The following is a 19891-nucleotide window of genomic DNA, read 5'->3' on the forward strand; positions in this document are numbered from 1 at the left end:
CGTCACAGCGGGATCCAGATCGGGCCCAGCCAGAAGCCCCACGCATTGAAGCCCTGGTCGAACACGGGGTTCACCCACTGGCCGTTGTACGCGAACGGCTGGTGATCCCAGCGGGCGTCATCGATGCCGCGGTGGTACCAGTCGCGGCCGCGGTCATCACGCCAGCCGTCACGGTCTTGGTGCCAGTCGACGCCGCGCTGCCAGCCACCGTCGCCGCCACCGCGCTGCCAGCCACCGTCGCCACGCCCCCAGCCACCGTCGCCGCGGTGGTCGTCATGGCCCGAGCACGGTGCGCCGGGCGGGCACCACCCCGGGTCGGCGCCGGCCGTTGCCAGGCCGATGCCGAACAGTCCGGCGGCGCCGATGCCGGCCGCCAGTGTGGATGCGGTTAGCGCCCTCTTCACCTTCATAGCTGACTCCATTTCTGAGCAAAGTGGCCTTCTGCATTAGTCGTGGGGCGGGGTTGTCGCCTCACCGCTGTGACGCTATGACGGTCCGATAGGCGCACACTTAGCTGAACTTAGGTGTGTGCTGTGTGCGCAATGAAGGCGCGCGGACCGGGGTACCCAACACCGCCTACTCGGAGGGCTGGCGGCTGTGAAAGTGTGTGGTGAGAGGTGGTTTCGTGGTGGTCATCACGCCGACAACGCCGGTTCTCGGTGGTCCGCGTCGTATCGGATTCGGGTTCGCTGGTCTGCCTCGGCCGGGACCAACGGCCAACGGCCCACCACGCGATGTGGTGGGCCGTTGAGGTTCGGCACGGTGTCAGGCGCCCGTCACAGCGGGATCCAGATCGGGCCGAGCCAGAAGCCCCACGCGTTGTGCCCGTTGTCCCAGACCGGGTTCACCCACTGACCGTTGTAGTCGAACGGCTGGTGGTCGGCGCGGGCATCGTCGATGCCGCGGTGCTGCCAGTCGCGGCCCTGGTTGTCATGCCAGTTGTCGTCGCGGCCGACGGGAGCGGCCGGCCCGCGGTTGTCACCGGGGCCCTGGTTGCCGGGACCGCGGTTGTCTCGGTGGTCATCGTGCTGGCCGCACGGCGCGTTCGGCGGGCACTGGCCCGGATCGGCGTTGGCGCCGGCCAGGCCGACGCCGAACAGCCCGGCGACACCGATACCGGCGGCCAGGGTGGATGCGGTCAACGCTCGCTTGAAGTTCATCGCTGCAGTCCGTCCTCTTCATGTCGTGGGCGTGATGTCGCCGCACTGGACCCGAAGTTAGGGCTGCCTAATGTGTGCCCACTTTGGTGTCGTTAGGTGTGTGCTGTGCGTACCGCAACAGTTTGGCCACGGGGCGCTGGCTGTTCCCTGCGGAAAGGGTGTCTAGGTGGGAAAGTGTTGGGCCAGAAACGGTTTGGTCACAATCTTCACCCCGGCTGATTGTGGAATTGTTCACCGGTGCCGGTGAATCGCAAAGCGGTCGAGTTTGCGGAGCCCGCTCGACAGCGCGAATCTGTGCTGGCCGGCCTGCGTCGCGCCAGGCTCGACCGGTCAACGAACCGGCCGCTTCCTGCCTATTTGGGCGGTCGAGCCACCCAAATAGGCGTCGCCGGGTCGTGGGCTCGTCACCGGTGTGTACCGACCGCTCACCCTCGGCACCGACACGCCCGACACGCCGTGACCTGCGAAAATTTTCCTGAATGACCCGGGATGACGGCCCGAAAATCGGGCGGGCCGGGTACCGGCCGAGCTGCCGTCGTCCCGCTGAGTGCTCAAAACCGTTGATACGCAGGCATATTTGTGTCGGGTGGGCCGGATTTTCGACCTCGCTGAGCTTGCGCCCAACGGCCATTCGGAGCCGCCGTTCGCACTACACGCTGGGGTTTTAGCTTCGTTACCCGGGGGGTGGGGTTAGCGCTTGTCGGGAAGCGTGGGTACGGTCGTCGTCGCTGGCTGGTTCACCCCAGCCGTGACAGAAATTATTTGACGGAGATACGGAGGAACCCCGTGGCCCTTCCCCAGTTGACCGACGAACAGCGCGCGGCAGCGTTGGAGAAGGCTGCTGCCGCACGTCGAGCACGTGCCGAGTTGAAAGACCGGCTCAAGCGCGGCGGCACCAACCTCAAGCAGGTCCTGACGGACGCCGAGACCGATGAGGTCCTCGGCAAGATGAAGGTTTCGGCTCTGCTGGAAGCCCTGCCCAAGGTCGGCAAGGTCAAGGCGCAGGAGATCATGACCGAGCTGGAGATCGCTCCGACCCGCCGTTTGCGCGGCCTGGGTGACCGTCAGCGCAAGGCCCTGCTGGAAAAGTTCGACTTTTCTTGATCTGACGCAAGACTGACGAGCAGTAGGGGCCGGGCGGCGATGAACCGTGTTGTTGTGCTGTCCGGCCCCTCTGCCGTGGGTAAGTCCACGGTCGTGCGCTGCCTGCGCGAGCAGGTGCCCGACCTGCATTTCAGTGTTTCCGCCACGACGCGCGCAGCGCGCCCGGGCGAGGTCGACGGTGTCGACTACACGTTTGTCTCGGCCGCGGAGTTCCAGCGCCTCATCGATGAGGGTGAGCTGCTCGAATGGGCCGAAATCCATGGGGGGCTGCAGCGCTCCGGCACCCCCGCCCGGCCCGTCCGGGAAGCCATCGCCGCTGGTCACCCGGTGCTTATCGAGGTCGATCTGGCCGGCGCCCGGGCCATCAAAGAATCCATGCCCGAGGTGTTGACGGTGTTCCTCGCGCCGCCCAGCTGGGCTGAGCTGGAGAGCCGGCTCGTCGGTCGCGGCACCGAGAGCGCCGAGGTGCAAGCCCGTCGTCTGGATACCGCGCGGGCCGAAATGGCCGCTCAGGACAGTTTCGATGTGACTGTTGTGAACAGTCAGTTGGAATCTGCCTGTGCAGAATTGGTATCCTTGCTGGTGGGCCGCTGAGCGGTCTGCGCTGCACTGCACAGAACCGCACAGATGTCGCTGATAGCGACACCATCAACACAGCCGAACGCCGGGAGAATCCTTCGTGAGCACCACTGTCGAGAGCATCGACTCCGACGCCGCCATCGCCTACGACACGCCGCTGGGTATCACCAACCCGCCCATCGACGAGCTGCTGGATCGCGTGTCGAGCAAGTACGCGCTGGTGATCTACGCCGCGAAGCGTGCGCGCCAGATCAACGACTACTACAACCAACTCGGCGACGGCATCCTCGAGTACGTCGGCCCCCTGGTCGAGCCGGGCCTGCAGGAGAAGCCGCTGTCGATCGCCATGCGCGAAATCCACGGCGACCTGCTCGAGCACACCGAGGGCGAGTAAGGCCGCGTAGGCGCCCAATATGGCCGACCGCAAGCGCATCGTCGTCGGAGTCGCCGGAGGTATCGCCGCTTACAAGGCCTGCACCCTGGTTCGTCAGCTGAGCGAGGCCGGTCATTCGGTCCGCGTCGTGCCGACCGAGTCGGCGCTGAAGTTCGTCGGCGCTGCCACCTTTGAAGCGCTGTCCGGCAATCCCGTGCACACGGGAGTGTTCGAGGACGTCTCCGAGGTACCCCACGTCCGGTTCGGTCAGCAGGCCGACCTGGTCGTGGTTGCACCGGCCACCGCCGATCTGATGGCACGCGCGGTGGCGGGCCGCGGCGACGATCTGTTGACCGCAACCTTGCTCACCGCGCGCTGTCCGGTGCTGTTCGCCCCGGCAATGCACACCGAGATGTGGATGCACCCGGCCACCGTCGACAACGTCGCCACCTTGCGGCGCCGCGGCGTCGTGGTACTGGAACCTGCGTCCGGGCGTCTCACCGGCGCCGACAGCGGTGCGGGACGGCTGCCTGAGGCCGAAGAGATCACCACGTTCGCCCAGCTGCTTCTGGAGCGCGGTGACGCGCTGCCCCGGGACCTGGCCGGGGTGAAGGTCGTCGTCACGGCAGGAGGCACCCGCGAGGCCATCGACCCTGTCCGCTTCATCGGGAACCGCAGTTCGGGCAAGCAGGGCTACGCCGTGGCCCGCGTCATGGCCCAGCGTGGCGCCGAGGTCACCCTGGTCGCCGGCAATACCGCCGGCCTGGTGGACCCGGCCGGCGTCGACGTCGTGCACATCAGCTCGGCGGCGCAGCTGCGGGATGCAGTCTTCAAGTACGTGGCCGATGCGCACGTCCTCGTGATGGCCGCCGCGGTCGCCGATTTCCGTCCTACCGAGGTAGCGACCACCAAGATCAAAAAGCGGCACGGTCCCGGCGAAGCGGACGACGCGCCCGTCATCGAACTGACCCGGACCGACGACATCCTGGCCGGCGCGGTGCGGTCCCGCACCGACGGTCAGCTGCCGAACCTGCGTGCCATCGTCGGATTCGCCGCCGAGACCGGCGATGCGAACGGCGACGTGCTGTTCCACGCCCGGGCGAAGCTGCAGCGCAAAGGCTGTGACCTGCTGGTTGTCAACGCGGTGGGAAACGGCCGGGCCTTCGAGGTCGACGTCAACGACGGTTGGCTGTTGGCTGCGGACGGGGCCGAGTCGGCGCTGGAGCACGGGTCCAAGACCTTGATGGCGAGTCGCATCGCCGATGCGATCACGGCATTCTTGCGTGGCAAGGACGAATGAACATCGTCTGGACCGCGTCGCGGAACGGTTTGCTGCGTAGGGGTAGACGACAGTTGACAGCCGGGCGTGGATATTATGCGCCGGACCAAAGTTTTGGAAGGGATTTGCGACGTGAGTGAAGGTCGGCTGTTTACCAGCGAGTCAGTGACCGAAGGACATCCGGACAAGATCTGCGACGCCATCAGCGATTCGGTGCTCGACGCGCTGCTCGCGCAGGATCCCAAGTCGCGGGTCGCGGTGGAGACCCTGGTGACCACGGGTCAGGTGCACGTTGTCGGCGAGGTCACCACCAGTGCCAAGGAAGCGTTTGCCGACATCCCGCTGATCGTCCGTGACCGGATCCGCCAGATCGGCTACGACCACTCCGGCAAGGGCTTCGATTACGCCACCTGTGGCGTGAACATCGGCATCGGTGCGCAGTCCCCGGACATCGCCGCCGGTGTCGACACAGCCCATGAGGCGCGCGTCGAAGGCGCCGGCGACCCGCTGGACGCCCAGGGCGCCGGCGACCAGGGCCTGATGTTCGGCTACGCCATCAACGACACCCCTGAGCTGATGCCGCTGCCCATCGCGCTGGCGCACCGGCTGTCGCGGCGCCTCACCGAGGTCCGCAAAAACAACACCGTCGACTACCTGCGTCCCGACGGCAAGACCCAGGTCACCATCGAGTACCGCGACAACGTCCCGGTCCGCCTGGACACCGTGGTGCTGTCCACCCAGCACGCCGAGGGCGTCGATCTGGACGGCACGCTGGCCCCGGACATCCGCCGCCATGTCGTCGAGACCGTGCTGGCGGATCTGGCCCACGACACCATGGACACCTCCGACTTCCGGCTGCTGGTCAACCCGACCGGCAACTTCGTCGTCGGTGGCCCGATGGGTGACGCCGGCCTGACCGGCCGCAAGATCATCGTCGACACCTACGGCGGCTGGGCTCGCCACGGCGGCGGCGCCTTCTCGGGCAAGGACCCGTCAAAGGTGGACCGCTCGGCGGCGTACGCGATGCGCTGGGTGGCCAAGAACGTCGTTGCGGCCGGCCTGGCCGACCGCGTCGAGGTCCAGGTGGCGTATGCCATCGGCAAGGCCGCTCCGGTGGGCCTGTTCGTCGAGACCTTCGGGACCGAGCACTTCGACGTGGCCCGCATCGAGAAGGCCATCACCTCGGTCTTCGACCTGCGTCCCGGCGCCATCATCCGCGACCTGGACCTGCTGCGCCCGATCTACGCGCCGACCGCCGCGTACGGCCACTTCGGCCGCACCGACATCGAACTGCCGTGGGAGCAGCTCGACAAGGTCGACGACCTGAAGGCGTCGGTCTAAGCCTCTTCCGCACAAGCGAATGTCCCCGCACGCGATGGCGTGCGGGGACATTCGCGTTTGGTCGGCAGGATGCGCCGACCGGTTGCGGTTGTGCACCTCTGGTTGCCGGAGATGTCAGACTCGGGGTGCGGCAGACCGCTGCCGCGTCGGCGACCGGGAGGGCACGATGAGCCGAAACACCTTGGGACAGTTGGTCCGTACCTGCGTTGACACCGCCTTGGCGCGCCGCGCCGAGTGGGATCGGCTCGACGCCGCCGTCGGCGACGGGGATTTCGGTAGCAGCGTGGCCCGCGGTGCCCAGGCACTCGCCGCCCACTGGGACGCGCTGGAGCGCAGCACGGCCGAGAAGTTTCTCGGTGCGGTCGGTGCGCTGCTGCGTCGTGAAATGGGTGGCAGTTCAGGACCGTTACTGGCGGTGGCATGTGAACGCGCCGGTGCCGCGGCGGGTGACGTGGAGGCAATCGACATTGCGATGGCCGCGGCGATGCTGCAGGCCGCGGCGGTGGGCGTCGCCGAGTACGGCCAGAGCTCGGTCGGCGACAAGACGCTGCTCGACGCCCTCGTCCCGGCTGCTGATGCGGTAGCGCAGGTCGCTGCGCAGGGCGGCGACACCGCAGCGGCATACCGTGCGGCCGCTGCGGCCGCCGCGAGCGGTGCCCGCGCCACCCGGGATTACGTTGCACGGCGCGGGCGTGCGGTGTACTCGGCCGAACGCAACGTCGGCGCGCCCGATCCTGGCGCGGTGGCGGTCGCAGAGATCGCCGCCGCAGTGGCGGCCGGGGCCGGGGTCGAGGCGCCGGACCTCAGCGACCTGCAGCCCCAGACGACCCAGCCGGTCGACACCGCTGATGCCGCCTCGTCGACGAAGAAGTTCCTCAACGATCCCGTCCATGCCGCCCTCGACAGCCTGGCAGGCTTCGCTCGCTCGGTGCCGGAGCTCGTTCGATGGGATGACGTCGAGCAGATCATCGTCCGCGCGACACCGTTACCCGCCGGACAGGTCGGGTTGGTGTCCGGCGGCGGTTCGGGTCACGAGCCGCTCCATGCCGGATTCGTCGGGCCGGGGATGCTGACGGCCGCGGCGCCGGGTGCGGTGTTTGCGTCGCCGAGCGTCGATCAGATTCTGGCTGCCACTCGGGCCGCTGCCGCGGGCGGGGGCGTCCTGCACATCGTGAAGAACTACACCGGTGATGTGCTCAACTTCCGGCTTGCGGCCGAAGCCGCTCAGGCCGAGGGGATCGACGTGGCGAGCGTGTTGGTCGACGACGACGTCGCGGTCAATGACTCCGCGCACACCGTCGGTAAGCGTGGCACCGGGGCAACGCTCTTCGTCCACAAGATCGCCGGCGCGGTCGCCGGGGCCGGCGGCACGTTGGAACACGTACGCTCAGCGGCTGCCGATGTCGTGCGGCGCAGTGCCAGTTTCGGGTTCGCACTGACATCGTGTTCACCGCCGGGGGCGGGTCCGATCCTGACTCTCGGTGCCGACGAGATCGAGGTGGGTGTCGGAATTCATGGTGAGCAGGGCAGGCGTAGCGATGTTGTGCGCCCGGCCGCGGACCTGGTTGCCGAGGCCGCCGACATCCTGGTCGCCAGTCTGGAACTCGGTGCCGGCAGTCGCGTGGCCGCGTTGGTCAACGGGATGGGCGGCACTCCACTGATGGAGCTGTACATCCTGTTCAACGACCTTGCCGACGAGCTCGCGCGCCGGCACATCAGCATCGAGCGAAATCTGGTCGGCAATTACGTGACCAGCCTGGACATGGCCGGTGCGTCGTTCACTCTCGTGGCTTTCGATGATCAGTTGGCCACGCTGTGGGACGCGCCCGTGCACACTGCCGCATTACGTTGGGGCTGCTAGTGCCGTCCGCGCCCACACTCACGCGCTGAACTCGTAGTCTTCGAGGTCGAACCGGCGGCTGCGGACGTAGGCCTCCACCGTGGTGGCCGGCCGTAGTGGCACATCGCCGTTCTTGTCGAAGTAGTAGCTGTTGGCGCTCTGGCAGCTGTCCTGCCAGAACACCTGGCGGTGACGTTTGCGGAGCATCTCGGCGAAGTAGCGGTCGTTGGCCTCCTGCGAGACTTCGATCCGTTGGGCGCCAACCCTTTCCGCGCGCTGCAGACACCGCACGATGTGGTGGACCTGGGCTTCGATCAGGGCGAAGTAGGACGAGCCCACGTAGCCGTACGGGCCCATGACGGTGAAGAAGTTCGGGAAGCCGGGGATGCTGACGCCTTCGTACGCCTGCAGTCGCTGCGTCTCCCAGAACTCGCCGAGGGTGTGGCCGCCGGCCCCGGTGACGGGAAACGTCGGCACGCTGTCGACGTCCATCACCTTGAACCCGGTGGCCAGGATCAGCACGTCGACCTCGTGCTCTTGCCCGTCGGCGGTGCGTACCCCGGCCGGGGTGATCCGTTCGATGGATTCGGTTACCAGACTGACATTTTCGCGGTTGTACGTCGCCAGGTAGGTGTTGTGGAAGCCCGGGCGTTTGCAACCGACCGCGTAGCGCGGGGTGAGCTTGTCGCGGATGACGGGATCATGCACCTCACGGCGCAGGAACGACCGGCCCATGCGGGCCGCGCCGTCGGCCAACGGGAACACGCTGTAGTACTGCGCCGACAGCGGGAACGTGAGCTCGACGTAGGCCTGGCTGGCCAGCCGCTGCAGCGTTTTGCCGCCGGGGATGCGCATGGCCCAGCGGGCCGCGGCCGGCAGGGGCAGGTCCAGTTTGGGGAAGCACCAGATGGGCGTGCGCTGAAACACGGTGAGGTGGTCCACGATCGGCGCGATCTCCGGGATGACCTGCACCGCCGAGGCGCCGGTGCCGATGATCGCGACCCGCTTGCCACTCAGGTCGATGCTGCTGTCCCAGCGCGCGGTGTGCATCGTGATGCCCGCGAAATCGGCGACGCCCTCGATGTCCGGTGGCTTGGGCACCGTCAGCACGCCGCTGCCGTTGATCAGGAACCGCGCGGTGACGGTGCCGGAATCGGTCTGCACGCGCCACAGGTCGGCATCGTCGTCGTACGCGGCGCCGGTGACGTGGGTGCCGAAGCGGATCCGGTCCCGCAACCCGTACTTGTCGACGCAGTGTTCCGCGTAGGCCTTGAGTTCGTGGCCCTTGGCGTAGGTGCGGGACCAGTCCGCACTCTGTTCGAACGAGAACTGGTAGGAGAACGACGGGATATCCACGGCGACACCGGGATAGGTGTTCCAGAACCAGGTTCCGCCGGGTCCGGAGCCGGCTTCGAGGATTTGGTAGTCACCGAGCCCGGCCCGGTCCAACAGGATGCCGGCTCCGATCCCGGAGAAGCCGGCGCCGACGATAACGGTCTGGACATCAGGCGTTGTCATGTGTCGTCATCTTTCCGCGAGCAGACGTAATGCGGTCGTTTTTGCCGCAAAACCGACCGTTTCGCCTCTGCTGGGAGAGAACTACGCGTAGAGGGCAGCCTTCAGGGCCGCCAGGCCGCGGTTGGTGGCCTCGGTGGCCACCGGCGAGGCCAGAGCGAGGCTGACGAAGCCGTGCACCATGGTCGGTTCGTTGCTCAACTCGACCGGAACTCCGGCGGCGGCAAGCAGTTTGGCGTAGTGCGCGCCGTCGTCGCGCAGCGGGTCGTGCTCGGCGGTACCGATGTATGCCGGCGGCAGGCCGGCCAGCGACTCGGCATTCGCCGGGGCCAGCTCGGTCGGCAGCGTCGAGGCATCGCTGATGTCCATGCCGGGCAGGTACCACGACAGGAAGGCCGCGGTCACGTTGCTGTTCAGCATGGGGGCATCGGCGTTCTCGGTGAACGACGGCAGTGTGACGTCACCTGTGGTCGCCGGGTACCAGAGCAGCTGGAACGCCAGGGCCGGGCCCGCGGTGTCGCGCGCCCGCTGCGCCATCACGGCAGAGATGTTGCCGCCGGCCGAGTCGCCGGCCACCGCCAGGCGCGTCGGGTCACCACCGAGTTCAGCAGCGTGCGCGCCGACCCACTGCAGCGCGGCCCAGGAATCTTCGATGCCGGCCGGGAACGGATGCTCGGGCGCCAGGCGATAGTCGACCGACACCACGATGGCGCGGGCGCCGACGGCGTGGGCCCGGGCCACATGGTCGTGCGAATCCAGATCGCCGATGGCCCAGCCGCCGCCGTGGTAGAAGACCACCACCGGCAGCGGGCGCGTCTCCCCGTCGATGGGCGGCCAATAGATGCGGGCCGGAATCTGGCCCGCGTCACCGCAATCGAGGATGCGGTTCTCGATCCGCAGGTCCGGCAGCATCGCGGCGGGCGGCCGCACCGCGGCGATCTTGGCCCGGGCCACCTCGACGCCGTCGTCGATGGTGAACTCCAGCGGCACCGCGTCCAGGAGGGCTTTGAGGATCGGGTCGATACCAGGGCGTTCTGCGGACGTCACAGCGTCGGGCTCATCCAGGGTCATGCCTCAGGCTAACGCGACCCGGAGCGCGGCGATGGCGCGGTCGGCCGCCGCCGTCGTCGCCGGCACCACACCGTGATAGCCCAGGTAGCCGTGCACCAAGGTCTCGGCATTGTGCACCTCGGCGGAAACCCCTGCTGCGGTGAGCATCTCGCCGTACCGGATGCCGTCGTCGCGCAGCGGGTCGTGCCCGGCGACGGCGATGTACGCCGGTGCCAGCCCGGCCAGGGACTCGGCGCGCGCCGGCACCAGGGCGGCCGGTGGGTTTCGTAGGTCGACACCCGTGGCATAGAGCAGCGAGAAACCGCCGACGGCGTCGCGACCCAGGACCGGTGCGTCGGCGTTCTCGGTGAACGACGGCAGCGTCGTGTCCCAGGTCGTTGCCGGGTACCACAGCAGCTGGGCGCGCAGGGGGATACCGGCGTCGCGGGCCAGCTGGGCGACCACGGCGGCGAGGTTGCCGCCGGCCGAATCACCGGCGACGGCAAGACGATTCGGGTCACCACCGATCTCTCCGGCGTGGTCGGCCACCCACTGCGTGACGGCCCAGACGTCGTCCACCGCGGCGGGGAAGGGATGCTCGGGGGCCAGTCGGTAATCCACCGATACCACGACGGCGCCGGTCCCGGCGGCATGCAACCGGGCGGTGCCGTCGTAGGTGTCGAGATCGCCGACCACCCAGCCGCCGCCGTGGAAGAACAGCACCACCGGTGCCGATGGTTCGACGTCCGCAGGCCAGTAGATCCGGACCGGCACGTCTTCGACGGTGCGGTCCTCGGCGCGGACCTCCGGGAACACGGCCTTGCGGGGCAGCTCTCGGAACCGCGCACGGGCGGCTTCGGCACCGCCGTCCATGGTCAATTGGAACGGAACTGCTTCCAGTACCTTTTCCAGAATGGGATCGAGCGGGGGACGCACAGTGTCCGACATGAGTTCACCGTACGCACCGCGCCGGCGGCTGTGGGTGGGGGCCGCCGTGGTCGCCGCGGGCTACGGCGTCTTCCTCATCGTGACGGCGCTGCGGTTGCCCTCGGGCGCCGACCTGACCGGCCAGTTCGCCCTGCAGCCCGAGATCAAGGCATTGCCCGCACTGCTGCTGGCCGTGGCCGCGGCCGGACACACCATCGTGCGCGAACGCCGCTGGCTGGTCGCCGCACTCGTGTTCTCGGCAGGCGGTGACTTCCTGCTGGCGATCCCCGGGTGGCCGCTGGGATTCGTGTTCGGGCTCGGCTCGTTCCTGATCGCACATCTATGTTTCCTGGCCGCCCTGCTACCGCTCGCCCGGCGTACCCCGGCCGCCACCGCCGGTGCCGGGGCCTTGGTGGTGGTCTGCATCGGGCTGATCGTCTGGTTCTGGCCGAGCCTGGTCGCGCAGCAGATGACCATCCCCGTCACCGTGTACATGGCGGTCCTCGTGGCCATGGTGTGCACCGCGCTGTTCGCCGACCTGCCGACCCGGTGGACCGCGCTCGGCGCACTGTGTTTCGCAGTGTCCGACGGCATGATCGGGATCAGCAAGTTCGTCCTCGGTAACGAGGCGCTGGCGGTCCCGATCTGGTGGGCCTATGCCGCGTCGTTGCTCCTGATCACCGCCGGGTTCTTCGCCGGCCGGACGGTGTCGGCCGCGTCTGCTACACCGGCTGCGTGACCGTCACCAGGGCGCAGGCCGAACACGAGCCCGTGGCCCGGGTGCTGCCGATGCTGTCGGTGCCGCACCTGGACCGCGAGTTCGACTACCTGGTGCCCGCCGACCTGTCTGACGACGCCCAGCCGGGTGTCCGGGCGAAGGTCCGGTTCAACGGCCGGCTGGTCGACGGCTTCATTCTCGAAAGACGTTCGGACACCGACCATTCCGGCAAACTCGGCTGGCTGGACCGCGTGGTGTCTGCGGAGCGGGTGCTGACCCCGGAAGTGCAGCGCCTCGCCGAAGCGGTTGCCGCCCGGTACGCGGGCAGCCGTCCCGACGTGCTGCGGCTGGCCATTCCGCCCCGGCACGCCACCGTCGAGAAACAGGCGCCGCCGGAACTCCCGCCGTTCACCCCGCACGAGGTCGACGCCGGCGCCTGGGCGCACTACGGCCGCGGTGCGCAGTTCCTCGAGGCGCTCGGCGAGGGCCGGGCGGCCCGCGCCGTGTGGCAGGCACTGCCGGGGGAGGACTGGGCCACGCGGCTGTGTGAGGCCGCGGCCGTCGTCGTCAACACCGGCCGGAGTGCGCTGCTGATCGTCCCCGACCAGCGCGACGTCGACGCCGTCCACGCCGCGGCCCTGACGCTCGTCGACGAGTCCCGGGTGGTCGCGCTGTCCGCGGGTCTCGGGCCGTCGCAGCGCTATCGGCGGTGGCTGTCGGTGCTGCGCGGGGCGGCGCGGCTGGTGATCGGCACCCGCAGTGCGGTGTTCGCCCCGGTCGCCGACCTCGGATTGATCGTCGTGTGGGATGACGGCGACGACTCGCTCGCAGAACCCCGCGCGCCCTATCCGCACGCTCGTGAGGTCGCGATGCTGCGGGCGCACCAATTACGTTGCGGCGCAGTCATCGGCGGCTTCTCGCGTACCGCGGAGGCACAGGCGCTGGTGCGCAGCAAGTGGGCGCACGACCTGGTGGCCGGCCGCTCCGTCGTACGCGCGAGGGCGCCTAGGGTCGTCGCACTCGATGACGACGCCCACACGCACGAACGGGACGCCGCCGCCCGCACCGCGCGGCTGCCGTCGATGGCGCTGGGGGCCGCGCGGGCGGCGCTGAGTGCCGGGCGGCCGGTACTGGTGCAAGTGCCGCGCCGCGGCTACGTTCCCGCGCTGGCGTGCGGCAAATGCCGGACCATTGCCCGGTGCCGGCACTGCACGGGCCCGCTGTCGCTGCCCGACCGGGACACCGTCGGCGCCGTCTGCCGCTGGTGTGGCCGCCAGGACAGCGTGCTGCGCTGTGGCCGGTGCGGCTCGGATGCCGTGCGTGCTGTGGTGGTCGGTGCCCGGCGGACCGCGGAGGAGCTGGGCCGCGCCTTTCCGGGCGTCCCGGTGGTCACCTCCGGTGGCGACGCCGTGGTGACCGACGTACCCGCCCGCCCCGCGGTCGTGGTGGCGACCCCGGGCGCCGAACCACGCGCCGACGGTGGCTACGGCGCGGCACTGTTGCTGGACGGGTGGGCGTTGTTGGGCCGCCAGGATCTGCGCGCCGCCGAGGACACGCTGCGCCGGTGGATGTCGGCGTCGGCCATGGTGGTCGACCGAGCCTCCGGCGGCACCGTCGCGGTGGTGGCCGAATCGTCGATCCCGACGGTGCAGGCGCTGGTGCGCTGGGACCCGGTCGGGCACGCCGATTCCGAGCTCGACGGCCGCATCGAGGTCGGACTACCGCCCGCGGTGCATCTCGCGGCCGTTGACGGCATCCCCGAGGCGGCGGATGCGCTGTTGCACGCCGCCGAACTGCCGCCCGACGCCGAGGTGCTGGGCCCGGTCGACCTGCCGTTCGGCGCGCGCCGACCACCCGGGCTCGACCCCGGGGCGCCGGTGCACCGGATGCTGGTGCGGGTGCCGCGCGACCGTGGGTTGGTGGTGGCGGCAGCGCTGCGCCGGGCCAGCGGTGTGCTCAGTGCCCGGCACGATCACGAGCCGGTGCGGGTGCAGATCGACCCGCTGCATATTGGGTGAGTGGGTCAGTCGACGTCTTCGAGACCGGTCAGAAGCAGCCGCGCGATGCGGTCGAACTCGTGGCGGTCCCGATCTGAAAGCACGGACAGGATGCTGGTTTCGTTCTCGAAGTGCTCGGTCACGGCGATGTCGACGAGATGCAGACCTCGGTTGGTGAGCGCGACCCGGATAGCGCGCCGGTCGTCCTCGTCCGCGACCCGCTGCACCAGTCCGGCTTTTTCCAGCCGGTCCAGGCGGCTGGTCATTCCGGCTCGCGACATCATCAGAGTGTCGGCGAGGCCGGAGGGGTTGAGCTCGTAAGGCTGCCCTGAACGTCGCAGTGTCGCAAGGACATCGAACTCGCCGCGCTGCAATCCGTGTGCCGCGAATACCGATTCGATTCGGTCACTCGCCGCTGCCGCGAGCCGGCCCAGCCGCCCGAGGATGGCCATGGCCGTACCGTCGAGGTCCGGCCGTTCTCGCCGCCACTGCTCCTGGATCACGTCCACCGCATCCGTCTTCTTCGCGCCCACAGGAGCACATGTTATTCGATGCAATATAATTTGATAGCGAATTATCAACTACCGAATTATCTGGAGCGCGCATGACCACCGACTTCCGCCCCGCCGCCATCCGCCGGCCTGAAGATGCCGAGATCATTGGCGGCCCTTCCACCTCCGTGCGGCTGCTCATCGACTCCAACGAGGCAGGCGGGACGGTCAGCACTGTCGAGGTGACCATGACGCGCGGCGCGGACGGCGCGATGCCGCACTATCACACCCTCTCCGACGAGCTGTTCTACGTGGCTGACGGTGAACTCCAGGTCATGGCAGGGGACGAGATCGTGACCGTCTCCGCCGGTGGGGCCATGGTCGTCCCCAAGTTCATGCCGCATGCGTTCGGCGCCGCCCCCGGGATGCCGGCCCGCATTCTCATCGCCCTCATGCCCGGCGTGGAACGCCACGGCTACTTCCGATTCCTCGAGCGCCTCGCGGGCGGCGAGGCTGCGCCGGCCGATATCGACGCCGCCCAGGCGGACTATGACAACCACTTCATCGACGCCCCGCGGTGGTGGGCAGAACGTGAGGCCAACCGCGCCTGAACCCACGTTCGGCGCCCGGTCAGCTCGGACCGTGGACCGCGAGGCCGCGTTCGTTGGCTAGCCTGGTACCTCGTGCGCATAATATTCGCCGGGACACCGGAACCCGCGCTGCCGTCGTTGCGTCGGCTCATCGCGTCGCCCCGCCATGAGGTGGTCGCGGTGCTGACCCGACCCGACGCGGCCTCCGGTCGGCGTGGCAAGCCGGCGCCGTCCCCGGTGGCGGAACTTGCTCTGGCCGAAGGTATTCCGGTGCTGCGGCCGGCCAAACCCAACGAGCCGGAGTTCGTCGCAGAACTCGCCGAGTTGGCACCGGACTGCTGCGCCGTCGTCGCCTACGGTGCCCTGCTGCGTGACGAACTGCTGGCCGTGCCGCGGCTGGGCTGGATCAACCTGCACTTCTCGGTGCTGCCGGCCTGGCGCGGCGCCGCCCCGGTGCACGCCGCCATCGCCGCGGGCGATGAGGTGACGGGCGCCACGACCTTCCAGATCGAACGTGCCCTGGACTCCGGCCCGGTGTACGGCGTGCTGACCGAGGCGGTGCGGCCCATCGACACCGCAGGTGACCTGCTGGCCCGCTTGGCCGACGCCGGCGCCGGTCTCCTCGAGACGACACTCGACGGTGTCGAGGACGGCGCACTGACCGCGGTGCCGCAGCCCACCGATGGTGTGACGATTGCCCCCAAGGTCACCGTCGAGGACGCGCGGGTGCGGTGGGACCTGCCCGCGCACGTCGTCGACCGCCGCATCCGCGCGGTCACGCCCAACCCGGGGGCCTGGACCGAGATCGGCGACCTGCGGGTGAAACTCGGCCCGGTGGTTCCGGTCGAGGCAGAACCGTTGGCGCCCGGTGCAATTCGCGCGGAGAAGGCCGGCGTGCTGATCGGCACCGGGAGCGCTCCGGTGCGGCTGGGCATGGTGCAGCCGCCGGGGAAGAAATTGATGAATGCGGCGGACTGGGCGCGCGGCGCCCGGCTGGATGAAGGTGTGGTGGCCCGGTGAAAGGTCCGTCGGAACAGAACAGCGCTGGGCGCGAAGGACGCGACCGCGGCAAGAGCGGCGGCGATCGGGCACGGCAGGGCCGCCCGAACAACCAGGCTCGCGCAGGCGGCCGGGATCGTCAGGACCGGCAGCCGGGCCGGTCGCAGCCCCGGCCGGCGGACACCGAACGTCGGGCCCCCCGCGGCCCGCGCCGCAAGCCGCTCGACCCGGCCCGCCAGGCGGCATTCGATGTCCTGCGCGCGGTGTCCGAGCGCGACGCCTACGCCAACCTGGCGCTGCCGGCGATCCTGCGCGAGCGTGACATCACGGGCCGCGACGCGGCCTTCGCCACCGAGCTGACCTACGGCACCTGCCGCTGCGTCGGACTGCTCGACGCGGTGATCGAGAGTGCCGCCGGCCGGCCCACCGACCGGATCGACCCGGTCCTGCTGGACCTACTGCGGCTCGGCGCCTACCAGTTGCTCCGCACCCGGGTCGACGCCCATGCGGCCGTGGATACCACCGTCGAACAGGCCGGCATCGAATTCGATTCGGTGCGTGCAGGTTTCGTCAACGGCGTGCTGCGCACCATCGCGGGCAAGGATGAGGCCGCCTGGGTGGCCGAACTTGCGCCGTCGGCCGCTGCCGACCCGATCGGCCACACCGCCTTCACCCACGCCCACCCGCGCTGGGTGGCCCAGGCCTTCGCGGACGCGCTCGGAGCCGACGCGGGGGAGCTGGACGCGATGCTCACCAGCGACGACGAACGCCCCGTCGTGCACCTGGCGGCCCGGCCCGGCGTGATCAGCGCCGACGAGTTGGCCGCGGCGGTCGGCGGCGACGTCGGCCGGTACTCGCCGTACGCGGTGTACCTGCCCGGCGGCGACCCCGGCCAGCTGGACCCGATCCGTGACGGGATGGCCCAGGTGCAGGACGAGGGCAGCCAACTGGTGGCCCGCGCCCTGACCGAGGCGCCGCTGGAGGGCAACGACACCCGGTGGCTGGACCTGTGTTCGGGGCCGGGCGGCAAGACCGCGATGCTGGCCGCCATCGCGGCCCAGTGCGGCGCCGAGGTCACTGCTGTCGAACCGACGGAGCACCGGGCGGATCTGGTCGAACGCAACACCTCCGGCATGGGTGTCGAGGTGCTGCGGGTCGACGGCCGCGAATCGGGTCTGGAGCCGGGATCCTTCGACCGGGTCCTGGTCGACGCGCCCTGCACTGGTCTGGGCGCTTTGCGCCGTCGGCCCGAGGCGCGGTGGCGCCGGCAGCCCTCGGACGTGCCGGGGCTGGCCCGGCTGCAGCGTGAATTGCTCGCTGCGGCAATCAAACTCACCCGGCCCGGCGGTGTGGTGCTGTACGCGACCTGCTCGCCGCACCTGGCCGAGACGATCGGCGTGATTGCCGACGCCCTGCGCCGCCAGCCTGTCGAGGCCATCGATGCCCGGCCATTGTTCGCTCCGGCGGACCGGCTCGGGCCCGGACCATCTGTGCAGTTATGGCCACATCGGCATGGCACCGATGCAATGTTCGCGGCCGCGCTCAAAGTAGTCTGACCGCCATGGCAGGTCCATCTCCCGTCGCTCCGCTCGCCCATGCCCCACTGATCGCCCCGTCCATCCTTTCGGCCGACTTCGCCCGGCTCGCCGACGAGACCGCGGCGGTCGCGGGCGCCGACTGGCTGCATGTCGACGTCATGGACAACCATTTCGTCCCGAACCTGACGCTGGGCCTGCCGGTCGTCGAGAGCCTGTTGAAGGTCACCGACATCCCGATGGACTGCCATCTGATGATCGACGACCCGAAGCGCTGGGCCCCGTCGTACGCCGAGGCCGGTGCCTACAACGTGACGTTCCACGCTGAGGCGACCGACGACCCGATCTCCGTCGCCCGCGACATCCGCGCGGCCGGTGCCAAGGCGGGCCTGTCCGTCAAGCCCGGCACCCCGATCGAGCCGTACCTGGAAATCCTGCGGGACTTCGACACCTTGCTGGTGATGTCGGTGGAGCCCGGCTTCGGCGGCCAGAAATTCATCGCCGAGGTGCTGCCGAAAGTGGCCCTGGTCCGTAACCTCGTCGATGCCGGTGAGCTGACCCTGGTCGTCGAGATCGACGGCGGCATCAACGACGAGACCATCGAGGCGGCCGCCGCGGCCGGCGTCGACTGCTTCGTCGCGGGTTCTGCGGTCTACAACACAGCCGATCCGGGTGCCGCGGTGGCGGCCCTGCGGCGCCAGGCCGCGGCTGCCTCACCGCACTTGGTGCTGTGACGCCCGAGGCGCTCGACGCCGCGGTGCTCGACGCGATGCGGATGGCCATCGGCCAGGCCGACGCGGTCAAAGGCACCACCTACCCGAACCCGCCGGTCGGCGCGGTAATCCTGGACCGCGACGGCGACGTGGCCGGCGTCGGCGGGACCCAGCCGGCGGGGGAGGCGCACGCCGAAGTGATGGCGCTGCGGCGGGCCGGGACCCGTGCTGCGGGCGGCACCGCCGTGGTGACGCTCGAGCCGTGCAATCACCAGGGCCGCACCGGCCCCTGCGTCGATGCGCTGCTGGACGCCGGGGTGGCGGCGGTGGTGTTCGCCGTGACCGACCCGAATCCGGTGGCCGCGGGCGGTGCTCAGCGACTGATCGATGCCGGTGTGACCGTGTCCTCGGGCGTCCTCGCCGACGAGGTGTGCGGCGGGCCGCTGCGGGAGTGGCTGCACCGCCAGCGCACCGGCCGGCCTCATGTGACGTGGAAATTCGCGGCCAGCGTCGATGGCCGCAGTGCCGCGGCCGACGGCACGAGCCAGTGGATCACCGGCCCGGCCGCCCGGGCCGACGTGCACCGGCACCGCGGGGTGGCCGACGCCATCGTCGTCGGAACCGGCACTGTGCTGGCCGACGACCCGTCGCTGACCGCCCGCCTGCCCGACGGCACCCTGGCGGCGCGTCAGCCGCTCCGGGTGGTGGTCGGGGAACGTGAGATCTCGTCCGAGTCGAACGTGCTCAACGACGATTCGCGCACCATGGTGATCCGGACGCACGACCCGTTGGAGGTGCTCCAGGCGCTGTCGGACCGGACCGACGTGATCCTCGAGGGCGGCCCGACGCTCGCCGGGGCGTTCGTCCGGGCCGGGTTGGTGGACCGGATTCTCGCGTATCTGGCGCCGATGCTGCTGGGCGGACCGATCACGGCGATCGACGATGTCGGCGTGCCGACCATCTCGCAGGCCCGCCGCTGGCGTTTCGACGGGGTTGCCACGGTCGGTGCCGACGTGCGCCTCAGCCTGGTGCCGAACTGATTGCTCGGGCGCGTTCCAGCGAACTTTTTGCGCCGCCCGCGGCGGTCTGAGGGGTGACAAGCCGTGCTGAATCACCCGAATTGATTCCCGCACGAGCCTGAGACGTGCGATTCACCGTGGCGCGCAATGTGATTGGCCTCACCGCCACCCATCTTTAGTTTTGCTAATCGTTACCAGTTCGAGATCAACGCCTCGACATTGGCGCAGGAGGCCGGGATGTCGCAGCCGTAAAATTAGGGGCACAGACCGGGTCACCTGGATCCGGCCGAAATATCGCGCTCACCGATGTCGTTAGAGCGAAGGTGAACACGAGCAAAGGATACGAGCATGACTGCACTGCAGGACTGGCTCAGCTTCCGTCCGGTTGAAGATGGCATCAAAGACATGGTGTTCCGGCCCCTGCGGGCGGTCCTGAGTGTGGTCGAGGACTTCGACGACGCCGTGGATGGGGCGCTGGTACGCCTGGCGGCACACACGAACGGGTTCCACTCGGAGCCTGCGCCGGCGCCGACCCCGGCATACATCCCGGACAACGTGGTGCTGATGCGCCCGGGCCTGGAGCGGTGCTGAACCGGCGCACATGAGCGCGCGGGCCCGTTGACGAAACAACGCTGACGAAACAACGGAGCCGCAGAGTCGA

20 protein-coding genes and 1 pseudogene are annotated in these 19891 nt (G+C 69.2%); 15 read left to right on the forward strand and 6 right to left on the reverse strand.

Translation table 11 applies throughout. From position 1 onward, the window contains the following. Positions 1-2: 2 nt before the first annotated feature. Positions 3-410, reverse strand: a complete 408-nt coding sequence (locus G6N59_RS01515; RefSeq protein WP_138230526.1) for a hypothetical protein — start codon at positions 408-410, stop codon at positions 3-5. A gap of 366 nt (positions 411-776) precedes the next feature. Then, positions 777-1160 (reverse strand): hypothetical protein, encoded by a 384-nt coding sequence (locus G6N59_RS01520; protein ID WP_138230527.1) that lies wholly within the window; start codon positions 1158-1160, stop codon positions 777-779. A 786-nt stretch (positions 1161-1946) separates the two neighbouring features. On the opposite strand from G6N59_RS01520, the gene mihF reads away from it, so the two are divergent. From mihF to G6N59_RS30965, 7 genes and pseudogenes are all read left to right on the forward strand, one after another. Beyond that, positions 1947-2264, forward strand: coding sequence for an integration host factor, actinobacterial type (gene mihF / locus G6N59_RS01525; RefSeq protein ID WP_011894593.1), 318 nt, complete (start codon positions 1947-1949; stop codon positions 2262-2264). Positions 2265-2303: 39 nt separating this feature from the next. Beyond that, on the forward strand, positions 2304-2858 hold the full coding sequence (gmk, locus tag G6N59_RS01530) for a guanylate kinase (protein WP_138230528.1): 555 nt from the start codon (positions 2304-2306) through the stop codon (positions 2856-2858). A gap of 85 nt (positions 2859-2943) precedes the next feature. Continuing rightward, positions 2944-3237: a DNA-directed RNA polymerase subunit omega gene (rpoZ, locus tag G6N59_RS01535; RefSeq protein WP_020101623.1), complete on the forward strand. Its 294-nt coding sequence runs from the start codon at positions 2944-2946 to the stop codon at positions 3235-3237. 19 nt (positions 3238-3256) lie between these two features. Then, positions 3257-4516 carry a bifunctional phosphopantothenoylcysteine decarboxylase/phosphopantothenate--cysteine ligase CoaBC gene (gene coaBC / locus G6N59_RS01540; protein ID WP_138230529.1) on the forward strand — a complete coding sequence of 420 codons (1260 nt, stop codon included), beginning with the start codon at positions 3257-3259 and terminating at the stop codon, positions 4514-4516. A gap of 111 nt (positions 4517-4627) precedes the next feature. Further along, positions 4628-5836 carry a methionine adenosyltransferase gene (gene metK, locus G6N59_RS01545; protein WP_138230530.1) on the forward strand — a complete coding sequence of 403 codons (1209 nt, stop codon included), beginning with the start codon at positions 4628-4630 and terminating at the stop codon, positions 5834-5836. A gap of 166 nt (positions 5837-6002) precedes the next feature. Next, positions 6003-6599 (forward strand): annotated as a pseudogene (locus G6N59_RS30960) (DAK2 domain-containing protein); the annotation flags it as partial. Positions 6600-6647: 48 nt separating this feature from the next. Continuing rightward, positions 6648-7697 carry a dihydroxyacetone kinase subunit DhaK gene (locus tag G6N59_RS30965; RefSeq protein WP_234884239.1) on the forward strand — a complete coding sequence of 350 codons (1050 nt, stop codon included), beginning with the start codon at positions 6648-6650 and terminating at the stop codon, positions 7695-7697. 18 nt (positions 7698-7715) lie between these two features. Here G6N59_RS30965 and G6N59_RS01555 read toward each other — a convergent pair whose 3' ends face one another. The 3 genes from G6N59_RS01555 to G6N59_RS01565 form a co-directional block, all read right to left on the reverse strand. Then, positions 7716-9194, reverse strand: coding sequence for a flavin-containing monooxygenase (locus G6N59_RS01555; protein WP_138230532.1), 1479 nt, complete (start codon positions 9192-9194; stop codon positions 7716-7718). Between the two features lie 81 nt (positions 9195-9275). Beyond that, positions 9276-10262, reverse strand: a complete 987-nt coding sequence (locus G6N59_RS01560; protein ID WP_170212397.1) for an alpha/beta hydrolase — start codon at positions 10260-10262, stop codon at positions 9276-9278. Between the two features lie 3 nt (positions 10263-10265). Next, positions 10266-11189 (reverse strand): alpha/beta hydrolase, encoded by a 924-nt coding sequence (locus G6N59_RS01565; protein ID WP_138230533.1) that lies wholly within the window; start codon positions 11187-11189, stop codon positions 10266-10268. Here G6N59_RS01565 and G6N59_RS01570 point away from each other — a divergent pair. Beyond that, a complete protein-coding gene (locus tag G6N59_RS01570; RefSeq protein WP_179970262.1) occupies positions 11188-11907 on the forward strand; it encodes a lysoplasmalogenase in 720 nt (239 codons plus the stop codon). The two genes, G6N59_RS01565 and G6N59_RS01570, sit on opposite strands and share 2 nt — an antisense overlap. Before the next feature lie 50 nt (positions 11908-11957). After that, positions 11958-13904: a primosomal protein N' gene (locus G6N59_RS01575; protein WP_234884240.1), complete on the forward strand. Its 1947-nt coding sequence runs from the start codon at positions 11958-11960 to the stop codon at positions 13902-13904. Between the two features lie 5 nt (positions 13905-13909). On the opposite strand, the gene G6N59_RS01580 is transcribed toward G6N59_RS01575, so the two are convergent. Next, complete coding sequence (locus G6N59_RS01580) at positions 13910-14416, reverse strand: MarR family winged helix-turn-helix transcriptional regulator (protein ID WP_234884224.1); 507 nt, start codon at positions 14414-14416, stop codon at positions 13910-13912. Between the two features lie 71 nt (positions 14417-14487). Between G6N59_RS01580 and G6N59_RS01585 the strand changes: the two genes are divergently transcribed. The 6 genes from G6N59_RS01585 to G6N59_RS01610 all read left to right on the forward strand — a co-directional run bounded on the left by G6N59_RS01585 (position 14488) and on the right by G6N59_RS01610 (position 19821). Beyond that, positions 14488-14985, forward strand: a complete 498-nt coding sequence (locus G6N59_RS01585) for a cupin domain-containing protein (RefSeq protein WP_138230536.1) — start codon at positions 14488-14490, stop codon at positions 14983-14985. Between the two features lie 72 nt (positions 14986-15057). After that, positions 15058-15984 (forward strand): methionyl-tRNA formyltransferase, encoded by a 927-nt coding sequence (fmt, locus tag G6N59_RS01590; RefSeq protein WP_138230537.1) that lies wholly within the window; start codon positions 15058-15060, stop codon positions 15982-15984. After that, the gene (locus tag G6N59_RS01595) at positions 15981-17519 is read left to right on the forward strand and encodes an RsmB/NOP family class I SAM-dependent RNA methyltransferase (protein WP_138230538.1); all 1539 of its coding nucleotides are present in this window, start codon (positions 15981-15983) and stop codon (positions 17517-17519) included. The genes fmt and G6N59_RS01595 overlap by 4 nt, the downstream gene beginning before the upstream one ends. A gap of 5 nt (positions 17520-17524) precedes the next feature. After that, the gene (rpe, locus tag G6N59_RS01600) at positions 17525-18232 is read left to right on the forward strand and encodes a ribulose-phosphate 3-epimerase (RefSeq protein ID WP_138230539.1); all 708 of its coding nucleotides are present in this window, start codon (positions 17525-17527) and stop codon (positions 18230-18232) included. Between the two features lie 35 nt (positions 18233-18267). Then, complete coding sequence (gene ribD, locus G6N59_RS01605) at positions 18268-19251, forward strand: bifunctional diaminohydroxyphosphoribosylaminopyrimidine deaminase/5-amino-6-(5-phosphoribosylamino)uracil reductase RibD (RefSeq protein WP_138230719.1); 984 nt, start codon at positions 18268-18270, stop codon at positions 19249-19251. A gap of 327 nt (positions 19252-19578) precedes the next feature. Beyond that, positions 19579-19821, forward strand: a complete 243-nt coding sequence (locus G6N59_RS01610) for a hypothetical protein (RefSeq protein WP_138230540.1) — start codon at positions 19579-19581, stop codon at positions 19819-19821. Positions 19822-19891: the final 70 nt, after the last annotated feature.

Origin of the sequence: Mycolicibacterium aubagnense (genome assembly GCF_010730955.1) — a bacterium.
In the GTDB taxonomy this organism is placed as follows: Bacteria; Actinomycetota; Actinomycetes; order Mycobacteriales; family Mycobacteriaceae; genus Mycobacterium; species Mycobacterium aubagnense.